This is a genomic window from Streptomyces fuscichromogenes (genome assembly GCF_014645815.1).
Classification (GTDB): domain Bacteria; phylum Actinomycetota; class Actinomycetes; order Streptomycetales; family Streptomycetaceae; genus Streptomyces; species Streptomyces fuscichromogenes.
Map to the genome: position 1 here is coordinate 54,371 of NZ_BMML01000025.1, position 24,713 is coordinate 79,083.

At 71.8% G+C, this 24,713-nt stretch carries 24 protein-coding genes; 11 read left to right on the top strand and 13 right to left on the bottom strand.

Going from position 1 to position 24,713, the window contains the following annotated elements:
* Positions 1 to 57: 57 nt before the first annotated feature.
* Positions 58 to 474 (top strand): BlaI/MecI/CopY family transcriptional regulator, encoded by a 417-nt coding sequence (locus IEZ11_RS39200; protein ID WP_229713630.1) that lies wholly within the window; start codon positions 58 to 60, stop codon positions 472 to 474.
* 6 nt (positions 475 to 480) lie between these two features.
* Entirely contained in the window at positions 481 to 1,401 is a 921-nt protein-coding gene (locus IEZ11_RS39205; RefSeq protein ID WP_189267803.1) for a M56 family metallopeptidase, read from the top strand.
* A 54-nt stretch (positions 1,402 to 1,455) separates the two neighbouring features.
* Here the strand turns inward: IEZ11_RS39205 and IEZ11_RS39210 are convergent, their stop codons facing one another.
* Positions 1,456 to 1,815 carry a tetratricopeptide repeat protein gene (locus IEZ11_RS39210; RefSeq protein ID WP_229713631.1) on the bottom strand — a complete coding sequence of 120 codons (360 nt, stop codon included), beginning with the start codon at positions 1,813 to 1,815 and terminating at the stop codon, positions 1,456 to 1,458.
* A gap of 159 nt (positions 1,816 to 1,974) precedes the next feature.
* Here IEZ11_RS39210 and IEZ11_RS39215 point away from each other — a divergent pair, with 159 nt between their 5' ends.
* Together IEZ11_RS39215 and IEZ11_RS39220 are read left to right on the top strand one after the other, a co-directional pair.
* Complete coding sequence (locus IEZ11_RS39215) at positions 1,975 to 2,175, top strand: hypothetical protein (protein WP_373295027.1); 201 nt, start codon at positions 1,975 to 1,977, stop codon at positions 2,173 to 2,175.
* 126 nt (positions 2,176 to 2,301) lie between these two features.
* Positions 2,302 to 3,159 carry a chitosanase gene (locus IEZ11_RS39220; protein ID WP_189267805.1) on the top strand — a complete coding sequence of 286 codons (858 nt, stop codon included), beginning with the start codon at positions 2,302 to 2,304 and terminating at the stop codon, positions 3,157 to 3,159.
* A 72-nt stretch (positions 3,160 to 3,231) separates the two neighbouring features.
* Here IEZ11_RS39220 and IEZ11_RS39225 read toward each other — a convergent pair whose 3' ends face one another.
* The 3 genes from IEZ11_RS39225 to IEZ11_RS39235 are packed head-to-tail and all read right to left on the bottom strand — an operon-like array spanning position 3,232 to position 5,230.
* Entirely contained in the window at positions 3,232 to 4,038 is an 807-nt protein-coding gene (locus IEZ11_RS39225) for an SAM-dependent methyltransferase (protein ID WP_189267806.1), read from the bottom strand.
* A gap of 35 nt (positions 4,039 to 4,073) precedes the next feature.
* Positions 4,074 to 4,358 carry a DUF397 domain-containing protein gene (locus IEZ11_RS39230; RefSeq protein WP_189267807.1) on the bottom strand — a complete coding sequence of 95 codons (285 nt, stop codon included), beginning with the start codon at positions 4,356 to 4,358 and terminating at the stop codon, positions 4,074 to 4,076.
* Positions 4,355 to 5,230, bottom strand: a complete 876-nt coding sequence (locus IEZ11_RS39235; RefSeq protein WP_189267808.1) for a Sco1979 family transcriptional regulator — start codon at positions 5,228 to 5,230, stop codon at positions 4,355 to 4,357. The genes IEZ11_RS39230 and IEZ11_RS39235 overlap by 4 nt, the downstream gene beginning before the upstream one ends.
* A 276-nt stretch (positions 5,231 to 5,506) precedes the next feature.
* On the opposite strand from IEZ11_RS39235, the gene IEZ11_RS39240 reads away from it, so the two are divergent.
* From IEZ11_RS39240 to sbnA, 7 genes are all read left to right on the top strand, one after another.
* Entirely contained in the window at positions 5,507 to 5,935 is a 429-nt protein-coding gene (locus IEZ11_RS39240; RefSeq protein ID WP_373295028.1) for an ATP-binding protein, read from the top strand.
* A gap of 90 nt (positions 5,936 to 6,025) precedes the next feature.
* The gene (locus tag IEZ11_RS39245) at positions 6,026 to 6,307 is read left to right on the top strand and encodes a hypothetical protein (RefSeq protein ID WP_229713632.1); all 282 of its coding nucleotides are present in this window, start codon (positions 6,026 to 6,028) and stop codon (positions 6,305 to 6,307) included.
* A 269-nt stretch (positions 6,308 to 6,576) separates the two neighbouring features.
* A complete protein-coding gene (locus IEZ11_RS39250) occupies positions 6,577 to 9,156 on the top strand; it encodes a Pls/PosA family non-ribosomal peptide synthetase (protein WP_189267811.1) in 2,580 nt (859 codons plus the stop codon).
* A 13-nt stretch (positions 9,157 to 9,169) separates the two neighbouring features.
* Entirely contained in the window at positions 9,170 to 11,713 is a 2,544-nt protein-coding gene (locus IEZ11_RS39255; protein WP_189267812.1) for a non-ribosomal peptide synthetase, read from the top strand.
* A gap of 67 nt (positions 11,714 to 11,780) precedes the next feature.
* Complete coding sequence (locus IEZ11_RS39260; protein WP_189267813.1) at positions 11,781 to 12,785, top strand: TauD/TfdA family dioxygenase; 1,005 nt, start codon at positions 11,781 to 11,783, stop codon at positions 12,783 to 12,785.
* A complete protein-coding gene (sbnB, locus tag IEZ11_RS39265; protein ID WP_189267814.1) occupies positions 12,782 to 13,852 on the top strand; it encodes a 2,3-diaminopropionate biosynthesis protein SbnB in 1,071 nt (356 codons plus the stop codon). The genes IEZ11_RS39260 and sbnB overlap by 4 nt, the downstream gene beginning before the upstream one ends.
* 36 nt (positions 13,853 to 13,888) lie before the next feature.
* Positions 13,889 to 14,980 (top strand): 2,3-diaminopropionate biosynthesis protein SbnA, encoded by a 1,092-nt coding sequence (sbnA, locus tag IEZ11_RS39270; protein WP_189267815.1) that lies wholly within the window; start codon positions 13,889 to 13,891, stop codon positions 14,978 to 14,980.
* 84 nt (positions 14,981 to 15,064) lie between these two features.
* Here the strand turns inward: sbnA and IEZ11_RS39275 are convergent, their stop codons facing one another.
* The 9 genes from IEZ11_RS39275 to IEZ11_RS39315 all read right to left on the bottom strand — a co-directional run bounded on the left by IEZ11_RS39275 (position 15,065) and on the right by IEZ11_RS39315 (position 24,649).
* Positions 15,065 to 16,279 carry a cytochrome P450 family protein gene (locus IEZ11_RS39275; protein ID WP_189267816.1) on the bottom strand — a complete coding sequence of 405 codons (1,215 nt, stop codon included), beginning with the start codon at positions 16,277 to 16,279 and terminating at the stop codon, positions 15,065 to 15,067.
* Positions 16,280 to 16,445: 166 nt separating this feature from the next.
* Positions 16,446 to 17,243 (bottom strand): hypothetical protein, encoded by a 798-nt coding sequence (locus tag IEZ11_RS39280; RefSeq protein WP_189267817.1) that lies wholly within the window; start codon positions 17,241 to 17,243, stop codon positions 16,446 to 16,448.
* 188 nt (positions 17,244 to 17,431) lie between these two features.
* Entirely contained in the window at positions 17,432 to 18,313 is an 882-nt protein-coding gene (locus tag IEZ11_RS39285; protein ID WP_189267818.1) for an aminoglycoside phosphotransferase family protein, read from the bottom strand.
* Between the two features lie 147 nt (positions 18,314 to 18,460).
* Entirely contained in the window at positions 18,461 to 19,432 is a 972-nt protein-coding gene (locus IEZ11_RS39290; RefSeq protein ID WP_189267819.1) for a fumarylacetoacetate hydrolase family protein, read from the bottom strand.
* 25 nt (positions 19,433 to 19,457) lie between these two features.
* Complete coding sequence (locus IEZ11_RS39295) at positions 19,458 to 20,390, bottom strand: VOC family protein (protein ID WP_189267820.1); 933 nt, start codon at positions 20,388 to 20,390, stop codon at positions 19,458 to 19,460.
* Between the two features lie 4 nt (positions 20,391 to 20,394).
* Complete coding sequence (locus tag IEZ11_RS39300) at positions 20,395 to 21,405, bottom strand: amidohydrolase family protein (protein WP_189267821.1); 1,011 nt, start codon at positions 21,403 to 21,405, stop codon at positions 20,395 to 20,397.
* Positions 21,402 to 22,565 carry an FAD-dependent oxidoreductase gene (locus IEZ11_RS39305; RefSeq protein ID WP_189267822.1) on the bottom strand — a complete coding sequence of 388 codons (1,164 nt, stop codon included), beginning with the start codon at positions 22,563 to 22,565 and terminating at the stop codon, positions 21,402 to 21,404. The genes IEZ11_RS39300 and IEZ11_RS39305 overlap by 4 nt, the downstream gene beginning before the upstream one ends.
* 150 nt (positions 22,566 to 22,715) lie before the next feature.
* Positions 22,716 to 23,672, bottom strand: a complete 957-nt coding sequence (locus IEZ11_RS39310) for a cyclase family protein (protein WP_189267823.1) — start codon at positions 23,670 to 23,672, stop codon at positions 22,716 to 22,718.
* The gene (locus IEZ11_RS39315) at positions 23,669 to 24,649 is read right to left on the bottom strand and encodes a fumarylacetoacetate hydrolase family protein (RefSeq protein ID WP_189267824.1); all 981 of its coding nucleotides are present in this window, start codon (positions 24,647 to 24,649) and stop codon (positions 23,669 to 23,671) included. The genes IEZ11_RS39310 and IEZ11_RS39315 overlap by 4 nt, the downstream gene beginning before the upstream one ends.
* Positions 24,650 to 24,713 lie beyond the last annotated feature (64 nt).

Consider the following 24,713-nt stretch of genomic DNA (forward strand, 5'->3'; position numbering starts at 1 on the left):
GTCGGACACGCGGACGAGCGTGTCACCACACGCCGACGCCGGAGGGGGACGGGGACTATGGAGCGGGCCCGGCGGGGGCAGGGGCAGCTGGAGGGCCAGGTGCTGGGTGCGCTGCGCGAGGCCGAGGGTCCCGTCACCGCCGCCTGGGTGCAGGAGCGGCTCGGCGGCGACCTGGCCTACACCACCGTCGTGACCATCCTGACCCGGCTGCTCGCCAAGGACGTCGTCGCCCGCGAGCGGCAGGGCCGCTCCTTCCTGTGGACGCCGACCGCCGACGTGGCCCGGCTCGCCGCGCTGCGGATGCGCCGCCTGCTCGACGGCGAACGGGACCGTGAGGCGGTGCTCGCCAGCTTCGTCACCGCCCTGCCGCCCGGCGACGAGCAGGTGCTGCGGGCCCTGCTGGAGGCCGCCGGGCCGGGCCGGGTGAACACCGGGAGCGCCCCGCCCGCGGACCACGGCGGTACGGAGGACTGACCGTCCATGGGGGTCTTCGTCCTGCTGCCGCTGGTCCTGCCGCTGACCGCCTGGCCGGTCGCCCGGCTGGCCGAGGGACGGCTGCATCCGCGTACCGCCACCCGGCTGCTCACCGCCATGGCCGTGGTCATGGCCGGGTGCAGCACGCTCTGCCTGGCCCTGCTGATGGTCGTCGGCACCGCCCAGCTTCCCGGCAACCCCCTCCCGGACGGCTGGTCCGACCCGGAGGTACGGGCCGCCGTCCCGCATGACGAGGTCGCCGGCCGCGCCGCCATTCCCGCCCTCGCCGCGGTCGCGGTCCTGTCCGGCCGGACCCTCCGCCGGCACCGCCGGGTCACCCGGCTGGCCCGCCGGGCGCTGACCGGACTGCCCGGCCGGGAGGTCTCGGTCCTGCCCGACAGCGCCCCCTACGCCTATGCGCTCCCCGACCGCATCGTCGTCACCACCGCGCTCCTGCGTGGCCTCACCCCCGGCGAGCGCCGGGCCCTGTTCGCCCACGAACGCGCCCATCTCGTCGCCCGGCACCACCGGCACCTGCTCGCCGTCCACCTGGCGGCACGCGCCAACCCCTTTCTGCGGCCCCTGCGCACCGCCGTCGTCTACACGGCCGAGCGGTGGGCTGACGAGGCGGCGGCCCGCGCGGTGGGGGACCGGCGTACGGTCGCCCGTGCCATCGGCAAGGCGGCGCTGCTGTCGCGCGGCACCCCCGCGCCGACGCTGGCCGCACTGGCCGCCACCGGTCCGGTGCCGCGCCGGGTCGCGGCGCTGCTCGGCCCCGCCCCGGTGACCCGCAGCTGGCCCGCCACGTTCACCGCGGCCGGCCTCGCCGTCTGGGGCGCCGCCGCGGGCACCCTCGTGTCGGCGATGTCCTCGGCGAACTCGGCGGTCACCCTGTTCCTGATCCTGTCCGCGGCCACCCCGCTGTGACGGCCGAAGGGCCCCTGGAACGCCGTGGTTCCAGGGGCCCTTCGGCACCGGTGCTCAGTCCTCGGGGAAGTCCCCGGCCAGCGCCGAGGCGATCCGCAGGTGCGGCTCCGCCTCCGCGTGCCGGGCCTGCCGCTGGAGCGTGCGGCCCAGCATCAGCCGGGCGTAGTGCTCCACCGGGTCGCGCTCGACGATCTTGCGCAACTCGGCCTCCGCGCTGCGCAGTTGGGCCGAGTGGTAGTAGGCGCGCGCCAGCAGCAGCCGGGGTCCGGTCTGCTCCGGCACCTCCTCGACCAGCCCGGCGAGCACCCGCGCGGCGCCCGCGTAGTCCTTGGCGTCGAAGAACAGCTGCGCCCGGTCCCAGCGTTCGGCCGCGGTTCCCCGGTCGTAGTAGCCCGTCTCGTACGTCGTGTCCACTCCTGACCTCCTTCGACGCGCACAACGGATCCAGTTGGTTGAATATTCCACTAATGGTCGGAGGGTCTCGTCGTCGCTCGCGGGCATCCGCCGGGTGGCCCTGTCCCCGGCATGATCCGTGCCGTCAGGGGGCATCCGGACACTATGGAAGGCGCGCCTGTGATCGTGCAGCCGCCGGGCCCCGACGGCGGCCGGCGGGTCACCATTCGCGGTGAGTACGTCGGCATCGCGTACCACCTGCTCGACATCGTCGAGTTCCTGCGCCGCGCGGGCCTGCCCGAGGCCAGTACGACGGTCGACGACCCCGAGCTGATCGAGTGGCGCGGCCCCGGACCGAAGGCCTGGACCGCCACCGGGTGACCCGCGCCGCGTCGGCGGCCTTGTTCGACTCTACGAACTTTACGTGTGACGGGTACACAACACCGGGCTCTACTGATAGGAAACCTTCCTATCGGAAGCTCGTCCCAGCCCCCCACTGGAGCCCCTGTGCGGAATCCGAACGACACCACCACGACGAACCCCGTCCTGACCTCCCGCCGCACCCTGCTGGCCCTGCTCGGCGCGTCCGCCGTAGGCGCCGGCGCCGTGCTGCTGCGCCCCGGGCACGCCTCCGCCGCCCAGGCGGCCGCGAGCTGCGTCGGCCTCGACGACCCGGCGAAGAAGGAGATCGCCATGAAGCTGGTGTCGAGCGCGGAGAACTCCTCGCTCGACTGGAAGGCGCAGTACAAGTACATCGAGGACATCGGCGACGGCCGCGGCTACACCGCCGGGATCATCGGCTTCTGCTCCGGCACCGGCGACATGCTCGACCTCGTCCAGCTCTACACCGACCGCAAGCCCTCCAACGTGCTCGCCAAGTACCTGCCCGCGCTGCGCCGGGTCAACGGCACCGACTCGCACAGCGGCCTCGACCCGAACTTCCCCGCCGACTGGCGCAAGGCCGCCCAGGACACCGCGTTCCAGCAGGCCCAGAACGACGAACGCGACCGGGTGTACTTCAACCCGGCCGTGCAGCAGGGCAAGACGGATGGGCTGGGCACGCTGGGGCAGTTCACCTACTACGACGCCATCGTCATGCACGGCGACGGCGACGACGCCACCAGCTTCCGCAACATACGCAAGCGCGCCCTCGGCCACGCCAAGCCGCCGGCCCAGGGCGGCAACGAGACGACGTACCTCAACGCCTTCCTGGACGCCCGGGTCTGGGCCATGAAACAGGAGGAGGCGCACAGCGACACCACCCGGGTCGACACCGAGCAGCGGGTCTTCCTGCGCAACGGCAACCTGTGCCTGAACACCCCGCTGAACTGGAAGGTGTACGGCGACAGTTACCACATCGGCTGACACCCCCGGGCTGTCGTACCGCACCCCCATGCGGTACGACAGCCCAGGAGCGCTTCCCCCCTCGCAGTGGTCCTACGGCTTGATGCCCACCCCGGTCCACAGACTGACCTCCGCGTCGGTGGCGGTCGGCTCGGCGTCCGGGCGCCAGCGGTGCCCGACGGACACGCCGGGGTCGAGCAGTTCCAGCCCCTCGAAGAACCGCGTCACATCCGCCCGTGAGCGGAACTGCACCGGCGTACCGGCGTTGTTGTAGATGTCGGTGACCTTCTGCCAGGTGGCCGGGTCGAAGTCGGGCGTGCAGTGGCTCAGGGCGAGCGCGCTGCCCGAGGGAAGCACGTCCAGCAGCCGCCCGACGATGCCGTACGGATCCTGCGCGTCCGTCACGAAGTGCATCAGGGCGTTGAGCGAGAGCGCCACCGGCCGGCCGAGGTCCAGGACCTCGGCCAGTTCGGGGGCGTCGAGCAGCGTCTGCGGGTCGTTGACGTCCGCTTCTATGTAGGTGGTACGGCCCTCCGTGGTGCTGCGCATCAGACGCTCGGCGTACTTGAGCACCAGCGGGTCGTTGTCGGCGTACACCACCCGGGCCTCGGGGACCACGGACTGGGCCACCTGGTGCAGGTTGGGCTCGGTGGGGATGCCGGTGCCGATGTCGAGCCACTGCCGGATGCCGTGCTCCCGGGCGAGGACGCGGGTGGCCCGGTGCATGAAGGCACGGTTCTCCCGCGCGCACACGAAGATGCCCGGATAGGCGGAGGCCACCGTCTCCGCGGCCAGTTTGTCGACGTCGAAGTGGTCCTTCCCGCCCAGGTAGTAGTCGTACATGCGGGCGGAGTGGGGCCTGCTGGTGTCGATGTCCCGCGCCGCGTGCGAGTTGGTCATCCTGAACCTTTCAGAGGGGGTGCGTGGGGGAGAGGTCAGCCGGTGGTCAGATGGTCGGCGAGGCCCCGTTTGACCCCCGCGACGAACGCGGTGATCTCCTCCGGGGTGTAGATCAGCGCGGGGCCGGCCGGATCCGTCGACTGCCGCAGCGCGATCCGGCCGTCGGCGAGCTGTTTCGTCTGCACGCACTGACCGCCGTTCGGGCCGCTCCAGGGCGACTCCCAGCCCTGCTCGCCCAGGTCCGATGCGGGCATGCCGTTGTACACGTCGCGGGCGCTGCCGTCGAAGGAGGTGTCGAAGGAGGCGTCGAAGGTGGTCATGAGTACTCCTTGCGCATGCGGTTCAGGAGCGCCCTGCTGTGCGCGTCGGAGGTCAGCAGGGACATGCGGCTGTGCGCCTCCAGGTGGGCGACGACGTCGGAGCGCTGGTCCAGGTACATCGCGCCGGAGAGGATCTCGGTGTAGACGACGTCCGGCAGCTCGGGCTCCGCGAACCGGAAGTAGGTGAACGGGGCGCACGCGCCGACATGGGCACCCGCGGTGAACGGGACGATGTCGACGCTGACATGCTGCAGCTCCGAGACCTCCAGCAGCCGTTCGATCTGCTCCCGCATCACCTCGGGCCCGCCGACCACCCGGTGCAGGACGGCCTCCTCCATGACCACCCACAGCGTCGGCGCGTCGGAGCGCTCCAGCAGGGCCTGCCGGCGCAGCCGCAGGTTCACCCGCCGCTCCAGGTCCTCGTCGCTGTCGTTCGGGAAGCCGCCGCTGAGCACGTGGCGGGCGTACTCCCGGGTCTGCAACAGCCCTGTGGTGTAGTGCGGTTCGTAGGTGCGCAGGGTCTTCGCGCCGGTCTCCAGGCTCACATAGGCGCTGAACCAGGTGGGCAGCACATCCCGGTAGGTGTGCCACCAGCCGGGCTCGTTGGCGCGCTCGGCGAAGGCGACGAACTCGTCGCGCTCCTGCCGGTCGGCGCCGTAGGTCTCCAGGAGTTTCTCCACGTAGAGCGGCTTGAGTGCCACCTCCGCCTTCTCCAGGCGGCGGATGGTCAGGGGGGTGACCCGAAGCGCCCGTGCCGCGTCGTCCAGTGACACGCCCGCTCCCTGCCGCCGCTCCTGGAGCCTGCGGCCCAGGATCATGCGCAGCACGGTGGGCGCACTGGCGCTACCCGCGTTCGAACGGCCTTCGCTCACGCCCTACCTCCTGAGGGTCTGTCACCCCGACGAGTGTGACAGGCACTTGCTGAAGCAGCCAGACCGATACCGGCATTCTGAAATTATCAGGGAGTCGGTTGCAGCCTGAACTTGCTTACGCGCATGATTACTTGAGTAAATCGCGGTCACGAACACGGGGCATGTCCCGCTCCCCGTACGGCCGTTGCCGAGCCCTGCCCGCTCTGCCTGCTCTGCCCGTTCCGTCCGCTCTCCGCCGTGCCCGCCTTACGGAAGGCAGCCATCGTGTCCCCCCACGTGACCTCCCCCCATGACCTGTTAGACGTCGTCGCGCCCGACCGCGCGCACTGGATCGAGCTGCCCTCGCACCGCTCGAGCGTCAGAGTCGCCCGCCGCTCCGTGAGAGCCCGGCTCAGTGAGTGGGGACTCTCCCGGGACCTGTGCGAGGACGCGGTGCTGCTCGTCTCCGAGCTGGCCACCAACGCCGTCATCCACACACTGAGTGTGCGGATCCTGTGCGGTATGGGACTGGTCGCCGACGGATGCCTGCGGCTGGAGGTCCACGACCACGACTACTCCGGCCGCGGCCTGCCCCGGCGTGCGCCCGGTCCCGACGACGAGAGCGGCCGGGGGCTGCTGCTCGTCGAGCAGCTCTCCGACTCCTGGGGTGTCGACCGGTCGAGGCTCACCAGCGGCCACGCGGTGTGGGCGACGCTGACGGCCTGACGCCGGAGCCGACGGGGGAGTGAACAGGGCTTCGGGGAACCTGAGTTGCCGATTTCGTGCGGGTGCGTCGGCCTGCATATGATCTTGGTCGTGACTGTGCAGAACTCAGACAGAGCGCCTTCTCGCAAACAGCGACTCCAGGAGAAGCAGCGCCGCCAGCTGGCGGTGGTCGACATGGTGGACAAGGCCGAGGTGAAGGTCCGCAAGGCGGAAGCCGAGCTGGCGGTGGCCGTCGCCGAGGCAGTGCAGGTGTTCGGTGACGAGCGCGCCGCCTCCGAAGGGCTCGACATGCCCGTGGAGGCCGTACGCCGTTTCGTCGGCATCGCGGCACAGGAGACCGCCGCCGCCGCGGCGGGCGACGCCGACGACTGACCCGCCCTGAGGATCCGGGCCCCGCGCCGTAGGTGAGCACTCCCTTCGGCGCGGGGCCCGGATCCGTGTGAGGCCGCCGCCCGGGGGGCCGCCGTTCGGGTGATTCGCGCACTCCTCTTCCCGGCGTGAAACCAAGGGAATACAGGCCTGACGGCTCATGACGGGCGCTCGCCCAAATCAACGGGACAAGTGGCAGATGGTGCCTTTATCCGGACAGACTGAATCCGCCGGTTCGTGATCAGGAACATCCACGTTCTCCAGGAGATCGCATGGTGGAACAGTCCTCCGAGGTGGTGTCGGAGCCGGATGGACCTGCCGTCGCCGTGACCGGCGCCGACCCCACAGGGGCGGATACCGAGCGGAGGCTCGCGCAGGCACTGGCGGACCTCCTCGACGCCGAGTCCGTCCCGGCCGACGGCCACTTCTTCGCCGACCTCGGCGCCAACTCCCTGGTGATGGCCCAGTTCTGCGCGCGAATACGCAAGACACCCGACCTGCCGTCGCCGTCCATGCGGGACATCTACCGGTACCCCACCATTCAGAGCCTGGTGGCGGCTCTCGGCGAGAGCGTCCCCGCTCCCGCCGAACCGGTGCACACCCCGCAGCCGCCCGTGCCGACCCCGGCACCGGCCCCGGACGCGAACCGGTGGGCCCATCTGCTCTGCGGAACGCTCCAGTTGCTGGCGTTCCTGGGCTACTCCCTGGTCTCCGGTTTCGTCACCGCCGCCGGCTACGAGTGGATCGCCACCGGCAAGGGGCTGGCCGACGTCTATCTGCGGTCGCTGCTCTTCGGGAGCGCCGCGTTCGTGGCGCTGTGCGCGTTCCCCGTCGTGGCGAAATGGGTGCTCGTCGGACGCTGGCGCCCCCGTGAGTTCCCCGTCTGGGGCCTGACGTATCTGCGCTTCTGGCTCGTCAAGGTGCTGCTGCACGCGAACCCGATGGTCTTCCTCACCGGGACCCCGCTCTACGTGCTGTACCTGCGCGCCCTCGGCGCACGGATCGGCAAGGGCGTCACGATCCTCTCCCACTCCGTTCCCGTCTGCACGGATCTGCTGACGATCGGCGCGGGCACGGTGATCCGCAAGGACTCCTTCTTCCTCGGCTACCGCGCCTGTGCCGGACACATCCAGACCGGCCGCATCACCCTCGGCGCGGACGCCTTCGTGGGCGAGAAGACCGTCCTGGACATCGACACCTCACTGGGCCACGGCGCCCAGCTCGGCCACTCCTCCGCCCTGCACCGCGGCCAGGCCGTCCCGGACGACCAGCACTGGCACGGATCCCCGGCGGAGCGCACCCGGACCGACTACCTCCGGATCGCCCCGGCGAACTGCGGCACCGCGCGCCGCGCCTGGTTCGGCCTCGGCACCCTGCTCCAGCTGATCCTCCTGTACATCCCGCTGGCCGTCGGCGGCGTCTACATGCTGTTCACCGAGGTACCGGCGATCGGCAAGCGACTCGACCCGACGACGGCAGCGCTCGGCTGGTCGCAACTGCTCCCCGACGCGCTGCTGCTCTCCGCCGTGCTGTTCTTCGGGTTCCTCGCCGTGGGACTCGCGGCCCTGTGCACCCTGCCGCGCCTGGTGGGCCTCCTGGTCAGGCCCGACAAGGTCTACCCGCTCTACGGCTTCCACTACGCGCTGCAGCGCACCACGGCCCGCATGACGAACGTCAAGTTCTTCGCCTGGCTCTTCGGCGACAGCTCCTACATCGTGGGCTACCTCCGCGGCATCGGATACGACCTGTCGCAGGTGGAGCAGACCGGGTCGAACTTCGGCACCGAAGTGCAGCACGAGACACCGCTGCTGGTCAGCGTCGGCAGCGGGACGATGGTGGCCGACGGCCTCTCCGTCCTCAACGCCGACTTCTCCAGCACCTCCTTCCGGCTGTCCCGGGCGTCGATCGGGGCGCACAACTTCCTGGGCAACAACATCGCCTATCCCGCGGGCGCCAGGACCGGGGAGAACTGCCTGCTCGCGACGAAGGTGATGGTCCCCCTGGACGGCGAGATCCGGGAGGGCGTGGGTCTCCTCGGCTCACCGTGCTTCGAGATCCCCCGCTCGGTGGAGCGCGACACCCGGTTCGACCATCTCCGCACTGGAGAAACGTTTCGCCAGCGGCTGGCCGCGAAGAACCGCTACAACCTCCGCTCCATGGCGCTCATGCTGATGGTGCGCTGGCTGCACACCTTCGCGCTCACCCTCTTCGGTCTCGCCTCCGTGGACCTCTACGGCGTGCTCGGACACGTGGTGATCGCCGGCTACCTGGCGTTCACCCTCGCCTTCTCCACCGGCTACTTCATCCTCGTGGAGCGCTGCCTCGGCGCCTTCCGCGCGCTGCGCCCCCGGCTGTGCTCCATCTACGACCCGTACTTCTGGTGGCACGAGCGGCTGTGGAAGGTGCCGGACCACTTCCTCAACATCTTCAACGGAACCCCGTTCAAGAGCCTGGTCTGGCGGCTGCTGGGGGTACGCATCGGCCGCCGGGTGTTCGACGACGGCTGCTACCTGACCGAGCGGACCCTCGCCACCATCGGTGACGACTGCACCCTCAACGCCGGCAGCAAGATCCAGTGCCACTCCCAGGAGGACGGCACCTTCAAGTCCGACGTCACCACGCTCGGCGCCGGCTGCACGCTGGGCGTCGCGGCCCACGTGCACTACGGCGTGACCATGGGCGACGGCTCCGTGCTGGCGCCCGACTCCTTCCTCATGAAGGGCGAGGAAGTCCCCCCGAACGCCGAGTGGGGCGGCAATCCCGCGGTGGACACACCGGACCGCGACAGCCGGTCCGCCGGTGTCGGCCGGGTCGCGACCGCACTTGACGCCGCCACGGCGACCGTGAGCTGAGGAAGGCCATTCGATGGGAACGCGCGTGGAGACGGACCGGGAGTTCTGGACCCGGACACTGACCGCCGGTGGTGCCACCACCGTGCCCCGGTGGGTGCGGGAACCGGTGCCCGGAACGGCCGATCACGAGGCACCGGTGCCGGACGACGTGACCCGGGCGGTGCGTGAACTGGCCGCGCGGCAGGGCCTGTCGGCCGATGTCCTGCTGCTGGCCGCCCACCTCAAGGTGCTGGCCGTGCTCTCCGGCGAGCCCGAGGTGGTCACCGGGCATGCCTTTGGCGCGGGCGCCGAACCGCTGCCGTGCCGGGTGCCCGTCCCCCCGGGGAGCTGGGCCGCCCTGCTCACGGCGGCCGGGCACGCCGAGGCGCGGGTGCGAGCCCACCAGGACCACCCGGTGGCCCGGCTGCGCCACGAACTCGGCCTGACTGAGCCACCGTTCGAGGTGGACTGGGGTCCCCTCGGCGCCGCGGGCAGTCCCGCCGACGACAGCGTCCTCCAGGTGCGCTGGTCCGACCGGGACGGCCGGCTGACACTGCGTCTGCGGTACCGCACGGACGTCCTGGACGCCGGGGCCGCCGCCCGCGTCGGCGGCTACCACCTGACCGCGCTGCGGCTGATGACCGCGGACCCCGACGCCGACCACAGCCGGCAGAGCCTGCTGTCGCCCGCCGAACTGCGCGAGCAGCTGGAAGAGCTCGCCGGGCCGCGCCGCCCGCTGCCCGACGCCCGCGCGCACGAACTCTTCGAACAGCGGGTGCGGGCGCATCCGCGGGCCGTTGCGGCCGTACACGGCTCCCGGGAGTGGTCGTACGACGAGCTCAACCGGCGCGCCAACAGGCTGGCGCGTGCCCTGCTGGCCCGGGGAACGGGCCGGGAGGACGTGGTCGCCGTCGTCTCCGAGCGCACCCTCGACTGGCTGGCTGCGGTACTGGCGGTGTTCAAGGCGGGCGGCGTGTACCTGCCGGTCGAGCCGCACTTCCCGGCCGGCCGTATCGAGGCGACCCTGTCCCGGGCCGGCTGCCGCCTGGTCCTGGCCGAGTCCGGCAGCACCGGCACCCTGGACCGGGCACTGGCCGCCCTGCCGGACGTCGAGAAGCTGCCCTTCGACACGGCGTACGCCGAACCGCACGCCGACGACGATCCCGGCGTCCGCGTCGAACCCGGCCAACTCGCCTACATCTACTTCACCTCCGGCTCCACCGGCGAGCCCAAGGGCGCGATGTGCGAACACGCCGGCATGCTCAACCACCTGCACGCCAAGATCGACGACCTGGCGATCGGCGAGGGCACCGTGGTGGCACAGACCGCCCCCCAGTGCTTCGACATCTCCCTGTGGCAGCTGGTCGCCCCGCTGCTGGTGGGCGGGCGGACCCTGCTGGTCGAGCAGGACGTGATCACGGACGTGGCACGGTTCACCGACACCCTGGAGCACGCCCGGGTCGGCGTGGCCCAGCTGGTGCCGTCGTACCTGGAGGTCGTGGTCTCCTTCTTGGAGCAGCACCCGCGCACCCTGCCCGACCTGCGGTGCGTGTCGGTGACCGGCGAGGCGCTGAAACGGGAGCTGGTCCAGCGCTGGTTCGCGGTCCAGCCGGGCATCGCGCTGCTCAACGCCTACGGACTCACCGAGACGTCGGACGACACCAACCACGAACTCCTCCGGGCGGTGCCCGACCGGATCCTGCTCGGCCGGGCCGTCAACAACGCCCGCGTCCACGTCGTCGACGAGCACCTGTCGCTGGTACCGCTGGGTGCCCCGGGGCTGATCGCCTTCTCGGGAGTCTGCGTGGGCCGGGGCTACGTCAACGATCCCGAGCGCACCCGGGAGGCGTACCGCACCGACCCGTACCGGCCCGGCGAGCGCCTCTACCTGGGCGGCGACTGGGGGCGCTGGCACCCCGGCGGCAAGCTGGAGTTCCTCGGCCGCCGGGACAGCCAGGTCAAGATCCGCGGCTTCCGCATCGAGATCGGCGAGATCGAGAACTGCCTGCTGCGGGTGGCCGGCGTACGGGACGGCGCGGTGGTCGTCGCCGAGCGGTCCGGCGGCGGCAAGCAGCTCATCGCCTTCTACTCCGGCAGCCCGCAGCAGCCGGAGGCGCTGCGCGCGGCGCTCGGCGCGGCGCTGCCCGCCTACATGGTCCCCTCGGCCTTCCACCGGCAGGACAGCCTCCCGCTGACCGCCAACGGGAAGATCGACAAGAAGGCCCTGACCAGGCTGGCCGAGACCGCGCCGACCGGCGACCCGCACCGCGCGGCCGCCGCCATGGACCGGGCGGCGGGGGACGGACTCGGCGCGAGCGAGCGGCGAGTGGCCGCGGCCTGGGCCGAACTGCTGGGCGTGCCCGAAACACAGATCGGCCGCACCGACCACTTCTTCGACTCGGGCGGCACCTCCCTGACCGCGGTCAAGCTCAGCCTGGCCCTCGACCGCGCGGTGTCCCTGAAGGACATCACCCGCAACCCGGTCCTCGCCGACCTGGCCGCTCTCCTCGACGGCCCGGCCCGGCAGCGCCCGGAGCCGGTGCTCACCCTGGCGGAGGCAACCGGCACGCCGTCCTGACCACCGTCCTCCCCTCGCCTCCTCCTGACCCGTCACACCCCAGGCGGTCGACCGAAAGGAACCCGAGATGCCGTTCTCCTCCCTGGCATCACCGCTCGACGTGGAGCTGCGGCCGGACAAGCCGGCACTGCTGCACGTCGATCCACCCGACGACCCCCCGAAGTGGGCGGCCGAGCACCGCGAGGCGTTGCGCGCACAGGTCACCGAGCACGGCGCACTGGTCGTCCGCGGTCTCGGACTGCGCGACCCGGACCGGGCCGGCGCCGTCTTCGGACAGCTCGCGGGCGAACTCATCGCCGAACGGGAGGCGTTCGCCCCCCGGGAGACCCACCGCCCCGGCGTCTACGCGTCCACGCCCTGGCCGGCCAACCAGCCCATGTGCATGCACCACGAGCTGAGTTACCGGCTCCAGGTGCCCGGCCTGATGCTGTTCGCCTGCCTCACCGCGCCCGAACAGGGCGGGGCGACCGCGGTGGCCGACGCCGAGGAGGTGCTGCGGGCACTGCCCGCCGGACTGGCCGAACGGTTCGAGCGGGAGGGCTGGATCCTGACCCGCACCTACAACGACGAGATCGGCGCCGGCCTCACCGAGTCCTTCGGCACCGGCGACCGCGACGAGATCGAACGCTACTGCCGGGCCAACGCCATCGAACTCGACTGGCAGCCCGACGGCTCCCTGCGCACCGAACAGCGCCGTACCGCCGTCGTCCGCCACCCGCTCACCGGCCGGCGCTGCTGGTTCAACCAGATCGCCTTCCTCAACGAGTGGACCCTCGCACCCGAGGTGCGCGAGTACCTGGTGGACGTCTACGGCGCGGACGGACTGCCGTTCAACACCCGCCACGGCGACGGCAGTCCGATCGGCGAGGACGTCGTCCAGCTGATCAACAGCACCTACGAGGCGCACACCCGGCGCGAGCCCTGGCACCACGGTGACCTGCTGCTGGTGGACAACATCCGTACCGCGCACAGCAGAGAGGCGTTCACCGGCGAACGGCAGGTGCTGGTCGGCATGGGCGAACCCGTCCGGCCGGCCGAGGACTGCCCGGCCCTGGAGGCGAGCGAACGATGACCGATGTACTGTCGTCGGCCGCCCCGGCGGGTTCGCCCGAGCGGGCCGCCGCGCCGACCTTCGCGGTGATCACCGGCGGTCAGGTGCAACGAGCGCTGCGCGGCCGTGAGAAGGACCTCGTCGAGCTGGTCGAGGCCGTCTACCGGCTGCACGACGCCGGGGACTCAGTCAACCCGCCGTCGTACTTCCTGCGTTTCGAGGACCGGCCGACCTCGCGGATCATCGCACTGCCGGCCTCCCTCGGCGGGACGGTCCGGGTGGACGGCCTGAAGTGGGTCTCCAGCTTCCCGGAGAACGTGGGCACCGGGCTGCCGCGGGCCTCCGCGGTGCTCGTCCTCAACGACCACGACACCGGCTACCCGTTCGCCTGCCTGGAGAGCTCCATCATCAGCGCCACCAGGACCGCGGCCTCCGCGGCACTGGCCGCCGACTGGCTCAGCCGCGGCCGTACCCGCCCCACCCGGGTCGGGTTCTTCGGCACCGGCCTGATCGCCCGCTACATCCACACCTTCCTGGCCGGCACCGGCTGGGACTTCGAGGAGATCGGCGTGCACGACCTGTCCGCCGACAGCGCCGGCGGCTTCCGAGGCTATCTGGAGCAGACCGGCACAGGCGCGCGGATCACCGTCCACGACCGCGCCGAGGACCTGATCCGCGACAGCGACCTCGTGGTCTTCGCCACCATCGCGGGCAAGCCCCATGTCACGGACCCGGCCTGGTTCACCCACAACCCGTTGGTCCTGCACGTGTCCCTGCGCGACCTCGCCCCCGAGGTCCTGCTGGGTGCGGCCAACTTCGTCGACGACGTCGACCACTGCCTCAAGGCCGACACGTCACCCCATCTGGTCGAACAGCTCACCGGCAGCCGGGACTTCCTCAACGGGACCCTCGGCGACGTCATGTCGGGCCGGGCCGCCCCGCCGCCCGACCGCCCGGTGGTCTTCTCGCCCTTCGGACTCGGCGTCCTCGACCTCGCCGTCGGCAAGTACGTCCACGACGAGGTGTCCCGGGCCGGGGACCTCTGTCTCATCGATGACTTCTTCCACGAACTGCGCCGGTACGGCTGAGGCCGTCGTCCTCGGCCCGGCACCAGGAGGCCCGCCGTGCCTGTCATCTCCGCTCCCTACGCCTTCAACGAGGGCGACCTCTATGTCGACCTGGAGTCGATCTGCGGACACCCGCTCTATCTGAAGTGCGAGGCCTTCAACTTCGCCGGATCCATCAAGCTGAAGGCCGCCAACGAGATGGTGGAGAACGCCGAACGGGACGGAATCCTCAAAGCGGACTCCGTCCTCGTCGAGTCCTCCTCCGGCAACCTCGGCGTCGCGCTGAGCATGATCGCCGCGAGCAAGGGCTACCGGTTCCTGTGTGTGACGGACTCCCGTTGCAACCTGTCGACCAGACTCCTGATGGAGGCACTCGGCAGCGAGGTGCACATCGTGGCCGACCAGGACGAGAACGGCGGTTTCCTGGGCACCCGGATCGAGTACGTCCGCTCGCTGTGCGCGTCGGACGACCGGTACGTCTGGCTCAGCCAGTACACCAACGCGGGCAACTGGACGGCGCACTACCGTACGACCGCCCCGGAGATCGCCCGCCGGTTCCCCGAACTGGACGTCCTGTTCGTCGGCGCCGGCACCACCGGAACCCTCATGGGGTGCGCCCGCTACTTCCGCGAGTGGCACCGGCCGGTGCGGATCGTCGCCGTGGACGCGGCGGGCTCGGTGGCGTTCGGCGGCGAACCCGGCCGCCGGATGATCCCGGGCCTCGGTATGAGCATGCGCCCGCCGCTGCTCGACGAGTCCTTCGTCGACGAGGTGATCCGGGTGGAGGAGCCGGACACCATCCGGATGTGCCACCGCATGGCCCGGCACGGCTTCCTGTTCGGCGGCTCCACCGGGACCGTGGTCAGCGGCGCGACGGACTGGCTGTCCCGGCACGACGCCGGTGACCTCACCGCGGTGGCCATCGCACCGGACCTCGGCGAGCGCTACCTCGACACCATCTACCAGACCAACTGGCTCCAGGACCTGTACGGCGACCAGGTGCTCGCCACCGAGGACGGCAACCCGCTGCCCGTCACCGGGGACGACGACGAGGTGCTCGACGTCAGGGACACCGCACCGTCGAAGCCGCTGCCCCGGGAGCCCAAGTCGGCCTCCCGCGCACCGGCCCGCCGGCGCAGCAGCACCTGACGGCAGGCCGGCAGGCCACGCCGAAGCGCAGCCCCTCGGAGTTGCCCGCGCGGCAGCACCCGGGGGGCCGCGGCGTGCCCGCGCTCAGTAGCGCACCGGGAGGGCGAGCAGCCCGCGGGTGCGCATCGACGGCCGCCATTCCAACCGGTCCGCCGGCACGTCGAGTTCCAGCCGGGGGAAGCGTCCGAGCAGCGCGCCGAGGGCGATCTCGGTCTCCAGCCGGGCGAGCGGTGCGCCGAGGCAGTAGTGGATGCCGTGGCCGAGGGCCAGATGCCCGGTGGCGTCGCGGCCGAGGTCGAGCCGGTCCGGGTCGGGGAAGCGGCGCGGGTCGCGGTGGGCCGCGGCCAGCGACAGCAGCACCGTCTGGCCCGCCGGGACGGTGACCCCGCCGATGGTGACGTCCTCGGTCGGGAAGCGGCGGATGGCGAGCGGCGCGGGCCCGTCGAAGCGGGCCAGCTCCTCCACGGCCGGTCCCAGCCGGTCCGGGTCCGCGCGCAGCGCGGCCGCCTGGGCCGGGTTCCGGAGCAGGGCCACAGTGGCGTTGCCGATGAGATGAACGGTGTTCTCGTACCCGGCGAACAGGATCAGGAAGGCGAGCGACATCAACTCGTCCTCGCTGAGCCGGTCCTCCCGGTCCGCCTCGTCCCGTACCGCGATCATCGCGGAGAGCAGGTCGTCGGCGGGTTCGGCACGCTTGCGGGCGAGCAGCCGGGCGAAGAAGGCCAGCAGCGCCCCGACGGCCTCCTTGGTCCGCTCGGGCCGCGCGGGGTCCGGGACGACGAGCGCGTCGGTCCAGGACCGGAAGTCCGGCCGGTCCTCCTCGGCCACGCCCAGCAGTTCGCAGATCACGGCGATGGGCAGCGGCGCCGCGTAGGCGGCGATCAGATCGGTACGGCCGAGGGGCGCCATGGCGTCGAGCAGCGCGTCGGCGGTCCGCCGGACCGGTTCGCGCAGCAGGGCGACACGGCGGGGCGTGAAAGCCCGGGACACCAGGCGCCGGACCCGGGTGTGGTCCGGCGGGTCCATGTTCAGCAGGTTGGCGTCGAGCGCGGGCGGCAGCGCGAGCCCGCGGTAGCCGCCGGGCTCGGCGTTGGCCTTGTCGAGGGAGAACCGCGGGTCGGCCAGGGCCTGCCGCACGTCCTCGTACCGGGTCACCAGCCAGGCCGGCAGCCCGTCGGTCCCGGCGATCCGGTGCACGGGCCCGGCCTCCCGCAGCGCGGCGTATCCGGCGTACGGGTCGGCGAGCAGCTCCGCGGGGTCAACGACGGCCGGGGCGGGGGGTGTTGTACGGGCGTCCATGCCTCAACCCTAGACAGCGCGGGCCGGGACCCGCACGCTCCCGATACCTCCCTGACCGTCGGCGCCCGACAGTCGATCGCCCGGTGGCCGAAACGCGTTCGGGAGCGCGGCGTTCGGCCATGGGCGGGCCGGGGGATCCGGTCGGCCCGCGGCCGGAAACAGCCGGTCAGCCGGAAGCCGGGGTGCCGGGAGCGGGGGCGTCGGCAGCCGGGGTGCCGTCGGGTGTGTCGGTGGAGTGCAGCAGCCGCAGGAACGCCTTGACGCCCGCGATGATCTCCTGGTTGTCGGTGAGACGGTTCACCGTGGACTCGAACTGCCTGCCGAGCGCCGCGATCCCGCGGTCCGCCTGCTCGGCCCGCTCGTACGTGCTCATGGCCAACGCGTCCACGGTCCGGCGCAGTTCGGCGAGGGCCCGGTACTGTTCCTCCGCCTTCTCCTCCAGGACCCGCGTTCCGGCCTCGGCACGGTTCAGCCGGGCGTGCAGCTCGACGACGTCGTCCCGCGGATACGTGACGTCCTTCAGAAGGGCGCCCAGGCGCCTGCGGAGCTGGCCGAAGTACGCGCCGGCCGGCCGGAAGAAGGTGCTCAGCAGGAAGAACGCGGCGAACCAGTACCCCGTGAACCCGCCCGTCGCCCAGGTCACCGCGACGACGACCGCCGCCGTCAGGACGTGCCCCGCGACCGCCGCCCGGAGCATCGCGCGGGCGATACGCGCGGCCTCGGCGTCCCGGACCGCCGGGACCTGGATGCCCTTCTCCCGGCTGACCGCGATCTCGGCGAGCACCGCATGCGCGCGGAAGTACAGGTTCCAGGGCAGGGTGAGCAGGAGCAGCAGCCACAGCAGGCTCAGCACCCCCGCCACCACGGCGAACACCACCGCGGGCGGTGCCCCCGCCACGTACACCAGGACCAGCGCGGCGGCCGCCGCCACGACGGCCGCCACCGCTCCCAGAAATCTGCCCATGCCCCGTCTCCCCCCGGTCTGCGGCCGCACGCCGACACGGCCCATCGTCCCTGCCGCGGCGCGGGGCGGCATGAGTAGTCGTACTCAGGGGACCGCGCGGCAGGCGGCCCCGGAAACGGTGGTCACGGCGGGCTGCTTGACGTCGACCGCTCTGTAGGTCGCCCCGGGGTTGTCGTGGCTGTCCGTGGTCACGGTCCTGAGGGTCGTGCAGGCGAATGGCTGCGCCCGGTCCCGGTGTCGTCGTCGAGTGCGGCGCGGATCCGGCCGAGCCACTCCGCGCCCAGTCGGCGCCCGTCGGGGAGTTGGTCGTCCCGGTCCCAGCGCCATGTCGTGATCATCGCCAGCACGAGGATCCGGCATGCGCGCAGCAGGCCCTGATCGACACCCCGATAGTGCTCGCCGACCTCCTCGGGCGCATGGGCGAGGTCGAACTCGACGGGGCCACGGCAACACGTCTCGAAGTCGATGAACAGGAGCCCGTTCTCCGTGGTGAGCAGGTTGCCCGGGTGCGGTTCGCCGTGCAGCAGCTGCTCGGTGCCGCCGTACCGGCCGACAGTCCCGCCGAGGCTGAACAGCGTGTCGTCGAGCAGGTCCCGGTCCGTGTCGGAGAGCGCCGGAGTGCGGTCGCGGTCCGCCAGGAGCCGCCGGGCCTGCGCGACCCGGTCGGTGAAGTGCGGCGTCGGGACGTCGAGTTCGCGCATGCCGGCGTGCAGCCGTCTGAGGGAGTCGGCGTAACGGGCCGGTGGGATCTCCCGACGCGGAGTGATGGGTTCGTAGTAGGTCCACAGGGTGACCTCGAAGCCGTCCCGCTCATGGACGCGTGGCTCTGTCCGGGGCTCCGGAGCGGCCACCGGACACCCGGTCCCGGCGAGCCGCCGGGCGAGCTCGACCTCGAACCGTGCGACCTGATGCCCGGCCGGTGCCACCCGGGCCAGGACATCACAGGGCAGCAGACGCAGAGTCAGCTTGTTGGAGTCGTGCAGGACGACCGCGTCGTCGACGGCCAGGCCGAGCGCCGAGGCGATCGACACGGCCGCCTCCACCGCACGCCGGACCTCCGGCACCTTCATCGTCGCCCGCCCCTTCCCGCCTCGCCGGTGCGCTCCGGGACACCCCGTACCGTACCGTGGCGGAGATCCGCGGCCCGATGCCGATCCTCGCCGCGAAGGGCGCCACGATCAAGGAGCAGGCCGGCCGGTGCGCGGCGACCGGTTCGGTCAGGGCCGCTCCCGGGGGCGGCGGCGAGCCGGGGGAAGGGGGACGGGGACCGAGCCGGGCACCACCGTGTTGGAGACGGTTCCGATGCCCTCGACGGTGAGGGCGACCGTGTCGCCGGGCCGGAGCGGCGCCGGGTCCTGTTCGCCTCGTCGGCCCCACAGCTCGGCGAGACAGCCGCCGTTGCCGCAGGTTCCGGAACCGAGGACGTCGCCGGGCCGGACGACGGTACCGCGCGAGGCATGGGCGACCATCTCCTCGAAGGTCCAACTCATGTTGGACAACAGGTCCTTGCCGACCACCTCGCCGTTCACCGAGGCGGTGAGCGCGAGGCGCAGAAAGCCGTCGGCGTCACGGTGCTCCTCCAGCTCGTCGGCGGTGACGAGCCAGGGGCCCAGGGTGGTGGCGGTGTCCTTGCCCTTGCACGGGCCGAGGCCGACCCTCATCTCGGCGGACTGCAGGTCGCGGGCGGACCAGTCGTTGAGGACGGTGTAGCCGACGATGTGGTCGCGGGCCTGCTCCGGAGTCAGGTCGCGCCCCTCCTGCCCGACCACGGCGGCGACTTCGAGCTCGAAGTCCAGGAGGCGCGAGCCCGGCGGCACGGGGATGTCGTCGTACGGGCCGTACACCGCATAGGGGTTGGTGAAGTAGAACGTCGGGGCCGCGTACCACTGCTCCGGCACACCGGCGGCCCCGTCCACCGATCGCCGGACCCCCTCGACGTGTTCCTCGAAGGTGACGAAGTCCCGCACGGTGGGCGGCTGGAGCGGCGGCAGCAGGCGTACGTCGCGGACGTGGGGGCCGGCCGGGGCGCCGAGGGCGGCGGAGCCCGCGTCCAGCAGTCCGGGCAGGCCGCAGCCCCCGGCGAGCAGTCCGGTCAGCGAGCCGACACCGGGCAGGGGGTGCAGAGTGCCGTCCTCGTCGACGGCCGCCACCTGGCGCCGGTCGCGGTACTCGTACGTGGCGAAACGCATGGGGGAGTCCCTCTCCGGAGGCGGATCAGACCGGCGGGGCGACGAAACAGCCGCGGTCGGGGTCGTTGAAGGACTCCTTGGCGACCAGTTCGTTCATCGGGTTGGCGGTGCCCCACTGGTCGGTGACCTCGGGCTGCGAGAAGTCGTAGACGTGCGGGTGCCAGGTGTCCTCGTCCAGCTGCTCCAGCTCCGTCGTGTACTCGACGGTGTTGCCGTGCGGGTCCAGGAAGTAGGTGAAGGTGTTGTCGCCCGCCAGGTGCCGGCCCGGACCCCAGACCTTCTGGAAGCCCGCCCGCATCACCCGGCCGGAGCCGCGCAGGTACTCGTCCAGGCCACGCATCTCGAAGGAGACGTGGTGCAGCGAGGTGTGCGGACCCTTGGCGATGGCCATCGAGTGGTGCTGGTTGCTGATCCGCATGAAGTGCATGACGTCGCCGACGTACGGCGAGCTGAGCGTGTCGGAGTGCCGGAAGCCGAGGTGGGTCTCGTACCAGGCGCGGGTCCGGTCCAGGTCGGGGGAGTTGAGGACGACGTGCGACAGCTTGACCGGGATCGACTCCTTCTCCTCGATCCTGCGGTGCCGGCGAACCGCCACGTCGGCCGAGACCTCGACGGTGCGGCCGTCCACGTCGAAGAAGCGGAAGCCGTGACCGCCGCCGGGCGTGTCCACCTTGCCCGGCTCGGAGAGCAACGTGACTCCACCGGCGAGGAGTTGCTCGGCCAGAATGTCGACGTCGGCGGCCGAGGCGGCGCCGTAGGAGACCAGGTCGAGGCGCTTCTCGTCCGCCTTGCGCAGCCGCACGACGTACTGCTCGGGGCTGCCCTCGGCGGTCAGGAAGGAGATCCCGGAGTCCTCGGCGACCTTGGTCAGGCCCCAGACGCCGGCGTAGAAGTCGAGTTGCCTGTCGTAGTCGGGCACGGCGAGGTCGACGTGCCGGAGGTGGGTGAGCAGGCGCATGAGGTCAGTCCTTCCGGAGGAGAGCGGCGGCGTTGCCGCCTCGTACGGCCTGGAGGTCGGGGCCGGACAGGCCGGCGGCGCGCAACGCGGCCAGCGGGTCGTCGGTGCCCATGTCGAAGGGGAAGTCGGAGCCGAGCAGCACCCGGTCGGCGCCCGCGACGCGGATCAGCTCCCGCAGCACGCCGGGGTCGTGGACGAGGGAGTCGAAGTACAGCTGCCGTACATAGCTGCTGGGCCGCCGGGCGCAGCCGTGCGCGTCGGGGCGGGCCCGCCAGGCGTGGTCGGAGCGGCCGAGGTGGGTGGGGAGATAGCCGCCGCCGTGCGCCGCGATCAGCCTCAGGCCCGGATGGCGGTCCAGGACACCGGAGAAGACCAGGTGGGAGAGGGCGACGGCGTTCTCGGTGGGCTGGCCCACGGTGTTGGACAGGTACCACTGGTCCAGCCGCTCGTCGAGGGTGCAGCCGAACGGGTGCAGGAAGAGCAGGGCTCCCGTCTCCTGTGCCCGGGACCAGAGAGGCTCGTACGCCGGGTCCGACAGTTCGCGGCCGGGCGCGTGCGAGGAGATCTCCACGCCCCTGAGCCCCGACTCCAGCGCGTGGTCGAGCAACTCGGCAGCCAGGTCCGGCTGGTGGAGCGGGACCAGGCCCAGACCGTGCAGCCGGTCGGGAGCCTTCGCACAGTGCGCGGCGGTGCCCTCGTTGGCCAACCGGCAGACCCTGGTCGCCAGTTGCGGATCCGTCCAGTAGTGGTAGTGCGACGGGGACGGGCTGACCAGCTGGATGTCCACGCCTTGCGCGTCCATGGCGGCCAGCCGTACGGCGACGTCGGTCAGTTCGGGGATGCGCTTGCCGACCATCGGGCCGTTCACGGCCAGCGCCGCCGGGCCGTTGCGGCGGGCGTCGAGGGCGCGGGCCTCGGCGAGGCCGGGGTGACCGGCGACCGCCTCCTCGACCTCCGGGAGCAGCAGATGGGCGTGGACGTCGATGGTCGGGGCGGCGGACCCGGTGCCGTTCACGGGCGCTCCCTGAGGAGGCTCATGGTGCGGCCGACCAGCCCGGCCATGTCGGCATCCCGCACCCCGTCCAGCTGCCAGCGGCCGATCTGCAGGGACGCCTCGACGACGGTGCGGACCCGGGGGATGCGGCGGTCGTAGTAGGCCTGGAACAGTTCGTCGTCCCAGTCCCGTCCGGCGCTGAGCAGTTCGGCGAGGACGAGGGCGTCCTCCAGGGACATCGCCGCGCCCTGGGCCAGGGTGGGCGGGCAGCAGTGGGCGGCGTCGCCGACGAGCACGACCCGGCCGCGGTGCCAGGACCCCTCGACCAACAGATGGTGGAACCAGGTGTAGTTGACCTTCTTCGGGTCCGTGATGTGCTCCGTGATCTCCGGCCAGGCGCCGCCGTAGCCCTGCGCCAGACGGCGCATCTCGTCGGCGTACGCGGCGGGGTCGACGGACGCGCGGTCGCGGCACGCCTCGACGACGTAGGCGTAGAGGGTGTCCGCACCGGTGGGGCAGTAGCCCGCGATGAAGGCGGGGCCGCCGTAGGCGAGGTCGGTGCGGATCACGCTCGCCGGCCGCGGGGCCGCGACGCGCCAGATGGCCATGCCCGTGGGCTCCGGCCTGTCCGTGATCCCGATCGCGGCACGGGTGGCGGAGTTGAGTCCGTCGGCGGCGATCACCAGGTCGTAGCGGCCGGTCGTACCGTCGCTGAAGCGCACCGAGACACCGTCGGCGTCCTGGTCCAGGGAGTCGGCGGTGGTACCCAGACGCACACCGGCGCCGGAGGCCCGGACGGCGTCGATGAGGATCTGCTGCAACCGGGGCCGCTGCATGCCGAGGGTGGCAGGCAGGTCATCGCCGCCGGTCCGGAGATCCTCGGCGACGAACAGGACGGTGCCGTCCGGGGCCGTCACACCGAGCGAGCCGAAGGCGTGTCCGGAGGCCTCCAGCCGCTCCCAGACGCCCAGTTCGCGCAGGACGCGCAGGGCGTTGCCCTGGAGGGTGATGCCGGAGCCGGTGGTGGAGTTCCAGTCGGGTCGGGCCTCGATCAGGTCGACGGCGATCCCGGCGCGGCGCAGCAGGACGGTGACGGCGTTGCCGGCGGCGCCCCCGCCGACGACCAGGACGAGGGGGTTCACCCCAGCCGGAGACTGGGCAGGGGTGCGGCTGTCAGCCATGTCGGGGATACCTCCCGGGTCGGGCCGCGCGACTTCGGGCGGCTGTGGTGCGGCCCGCCGCTGGGAGCGCGGGCCAGGAGCAGGGGCGTCGGTGCGGGCCGGATGGACGCCGAAGGCGGGTGCGAGGCCTGAACGGACGGTCGGCGCGGGCTACTTGACGGCGATGGGGTTGACCGGGGAGCCGACGGCGCCGGTGATCGGGAGGGGAGCGGCGGTGAGCCAGAAGTCGTATCCGCCGTCGGCCGCGCAGTCGGCGGCGAGGGCGTCGAGGTCCCACATCTCACCGATGAGCAGGCCCATGTTCGGGATGGCGACCTGGTGCAGCGGCTGGAAGGCGTGCTCGAACTCGTTGGGCCGCACCTCGAAACCCCAGGTGTCGGTGGCGATCGCGGCGATCTCGGTGCGGTGCAGCCAGCCGGCCGTGGTGAAGGACAGGCCGGGCGAGTCACCGCCGGCGTAGTCGCCCCAGCCCGCACGCCGGGCCCGGGCCAGCCGGCCGGTGCGGACGAGGACGATGTCCCCGCGGCCGACGGCCACCCGGTGGGCCTCGGCGGTCGCCGTCAGGTGCTCCTCGGTGATGGCGAAGCCGTCGGGCAACTCCCCTTCGGTGCCGATCACTTCGCCCACGTCGAGCAGCACGCCGCGCCCCGCGACGTACGGCGCCATGTGCTCGATGCCGGTGACGAGATCGCCGTCGGAGGTGACGACCCGCTCGGCCGCCCGTCCGTTCCAGGCCTTGCCGTGGTCGAAGATGTGCCCGAGCCCGTCCCACTGGGTGGAGCACTGCAACGGCATGGCGATCACGTCGTCGGCGCCGCCGATGCCGTGCGGGAAGCCCTGGTTGCCGAGAGCCGCGTCGGTACCGGTGTCCAGCATGGTGTGCACCGGGTTGGTACGCCGTCGCCAGCCCTTCTGCGGGCCGTTCATGTCGAAGCGCTGCGAGAGCGAGAAGCTGACGCCCCGGCGGACCAGTGCGGCCCCCTCGCGCCGCTTGGCCCCGTCCAGGAAGTTGAGGGTGCCGAGCACGTCGTCCTCGCCCCAACGCCCCCAGTTGGAGAACGCCTTGGCGGCCTCGGCGATCGCGCCCTCGGGATCCTGCCGGTTCACGGCGTCTCCTTCACACAGCGGGTGCGCTGTACGCCCAGACCGGTGATGGTCCCCGCCATGACGTCACCGTCCCGCAGCAGCCGTCCCCAGTGCATCCCGTTGCCCGCCGGGCTGCCGGTCAACAGCAGGTCGCCCGGCAGGAGCCGAGCGCTCGCGGAGGCGTACGACACCAGCCGGGCGACGTCGAAGAGCATGTCCTTGGTGGACTCGTCCTGCATGGTCTCGCCGTTGAGCGTGAGGGTGACCCGCAGGTCGCCGGGGTCCGCGATCGACCCGGCCGGGACGAGCCACGGGCCGAGCGGGGTGAAGCCGGGGGCGTTCTTGCTGCGCAGCCAGTCGGTGCCGATGGCCTTCATGTCCCGGCGGAAGACGCCGGCCCGGTCGGTGAGGTCGTTGGCGATCGTGTACCCGGCGACGTACGACAGGGCCTCCTCGACGGACACCCGGTACGCAGGCCTGCCGATCACCGCGGCCAACTCCAGTTCCCAGTCGGGCTGCCGGGCCCACGCTGGCAGGACGACATCGTCGTACGGGCCGGTGATCGCGCTGGGCAGCCCGATGAACACGTAGGGCATGTCCTCGGCGGCCCGGCGGTCCATCATCGCGGCGGCCTCGGCACGCGCCTGCGCCACCGTGCGCGGGTCGTCGGGGGAGCGGTGGGCGACCTCCAGGTCGATCACGTGCTGCCGGTAGTTCGCGCCGGACTGGAAGACCTGGCGCGGCTCGACCGGGGCGTGCACCCGCAGGCCGTCGAGGGGCTGCCAGGCGAGGCCGTCGTCGGCCGCGAGGGCGTGCAGGACGGGGAGGGTCTCCTCCCAGCGCTCCAGCACGTCGCGCACCCCGGACGGCGCCCAGTCCAGGGCGCTGCCCAGGTCGAGGACGCGCTCCCGCGCCAGGAGACCGGGGAACGGATCCCCGTCCGGAGCGGAGAACGTGCCGAGCGCGAACGGGCCGACAGGTTGCGCGAGTGTTGCCATCAGATGTCCTTCTGCTGGGATGCGGTCTACTCTGGCCGTGATCCACGAATCACGGAAATCAATC

Coding starts and splice junctions, on each gene's coding strand:
- IEZ11_RS39205 (WP_189267803.1), top strand. CDS start 481: ATGGGGGTCTTCGTCCTGCTGCCGCTGGTCCTGCCGCTGACCGCCTGG.
- IEZ11_RS39285 (WP_189267818.1), bottom strand. CDS start 18,313: ATGAAGGTGCCGGAGGTCCGGCGTGCGGTGGAGGCGGCCGTGTCGATC.
- IEZ11_RS39275 (WP_189267816.1), bottom strand. CDS start 16,279: ATGGACGCCCGTACAACACCCCCCGCCCCGGCCGTCGTTGACCCCGCG.
- IEZ11_RS39290 (WP_189267819.1), bottom strand. CDS start 19,432: ATGCGTTTCGCCACGTACGAGTACCGCGACCGGCGCCAGGTGGCGGCC.
- IEZ11_RS39305 (WP_189267822.1), bottom strand. CDS start 22,565: ATGGCTGACAGCCGCACCCCTGCCCAGTCTCCGGCTGGGGTGAACCCC.
- IEZ11_RS39225 (WP_189267806.1), bottom strand. CDS start 4,038: ATGACCAACTCGCACGCGGCGCGGGACATCGACACCAGCAGGCCCCAC.
- IEZ11_RS39295 (WP_189267820.1), bottom strand. CDS start 20,390: ATGCGCCTGCTCACCCACCTCCGGCACGTCGACCTCGCCGTGCCCGAC.
- IEZ11_RS39250 (WP_189267811.1), top strand. CDS start 6,577: ATGGTGGAACAGTCCTCCGAGGTGGTGTCGGAGCCGGATGGACCTGCC.
- IEZ11_RS39315 (WP_189267824.1), bottom strand. CDS start 24,649: ATGGCAACACTCGCGCAACCTGTCGGCCCGTTCGCGCTCGGCACGTTC.
- IEZ11_RS39255 (WP_189267812.1), top strand. CDS start 9,170: ATGGGAACGCGCGTGGAGACGGACCGGGAGTTCTGGACCCGGACACTG.
- IEZ11_RS39280 (WP_189267817.1), bottom strand. CDS start 17,243: ATGGGCAGATTTCTGGGAGCGGTGGCGGCCGTCGTGGCGGCGGCCGCC.
- IEZ11_RS39260 (WP_189267813.1), top strand. CDS start 11,781: ATGCCGTTCTCCTCCCTGGCATCACCGCTCGACGTGGAGCTGCGGCCG.
- IEZ11_RS39200 (WP_229713630.1), top strand. CDS start 58: ATGGAGCGGGCCCGGCGGGGGCAGGGGCAGCTGGAGGGCCAGGTGCTG.
- IEZ11_RS39230 (WP_189267807.1), bottom strand. CDS start 4,358: ATGACCACCTTCGACGCCTCCTTCGACACCTCCTTCGACGGCAGCGCC.
- sbnB (WP_189267814.1), top strand. CDS start 12,782: ATGACCGATGTACTGTCGTCGGCCGCCCCGGCGGGTTCGCCCGAGCGG.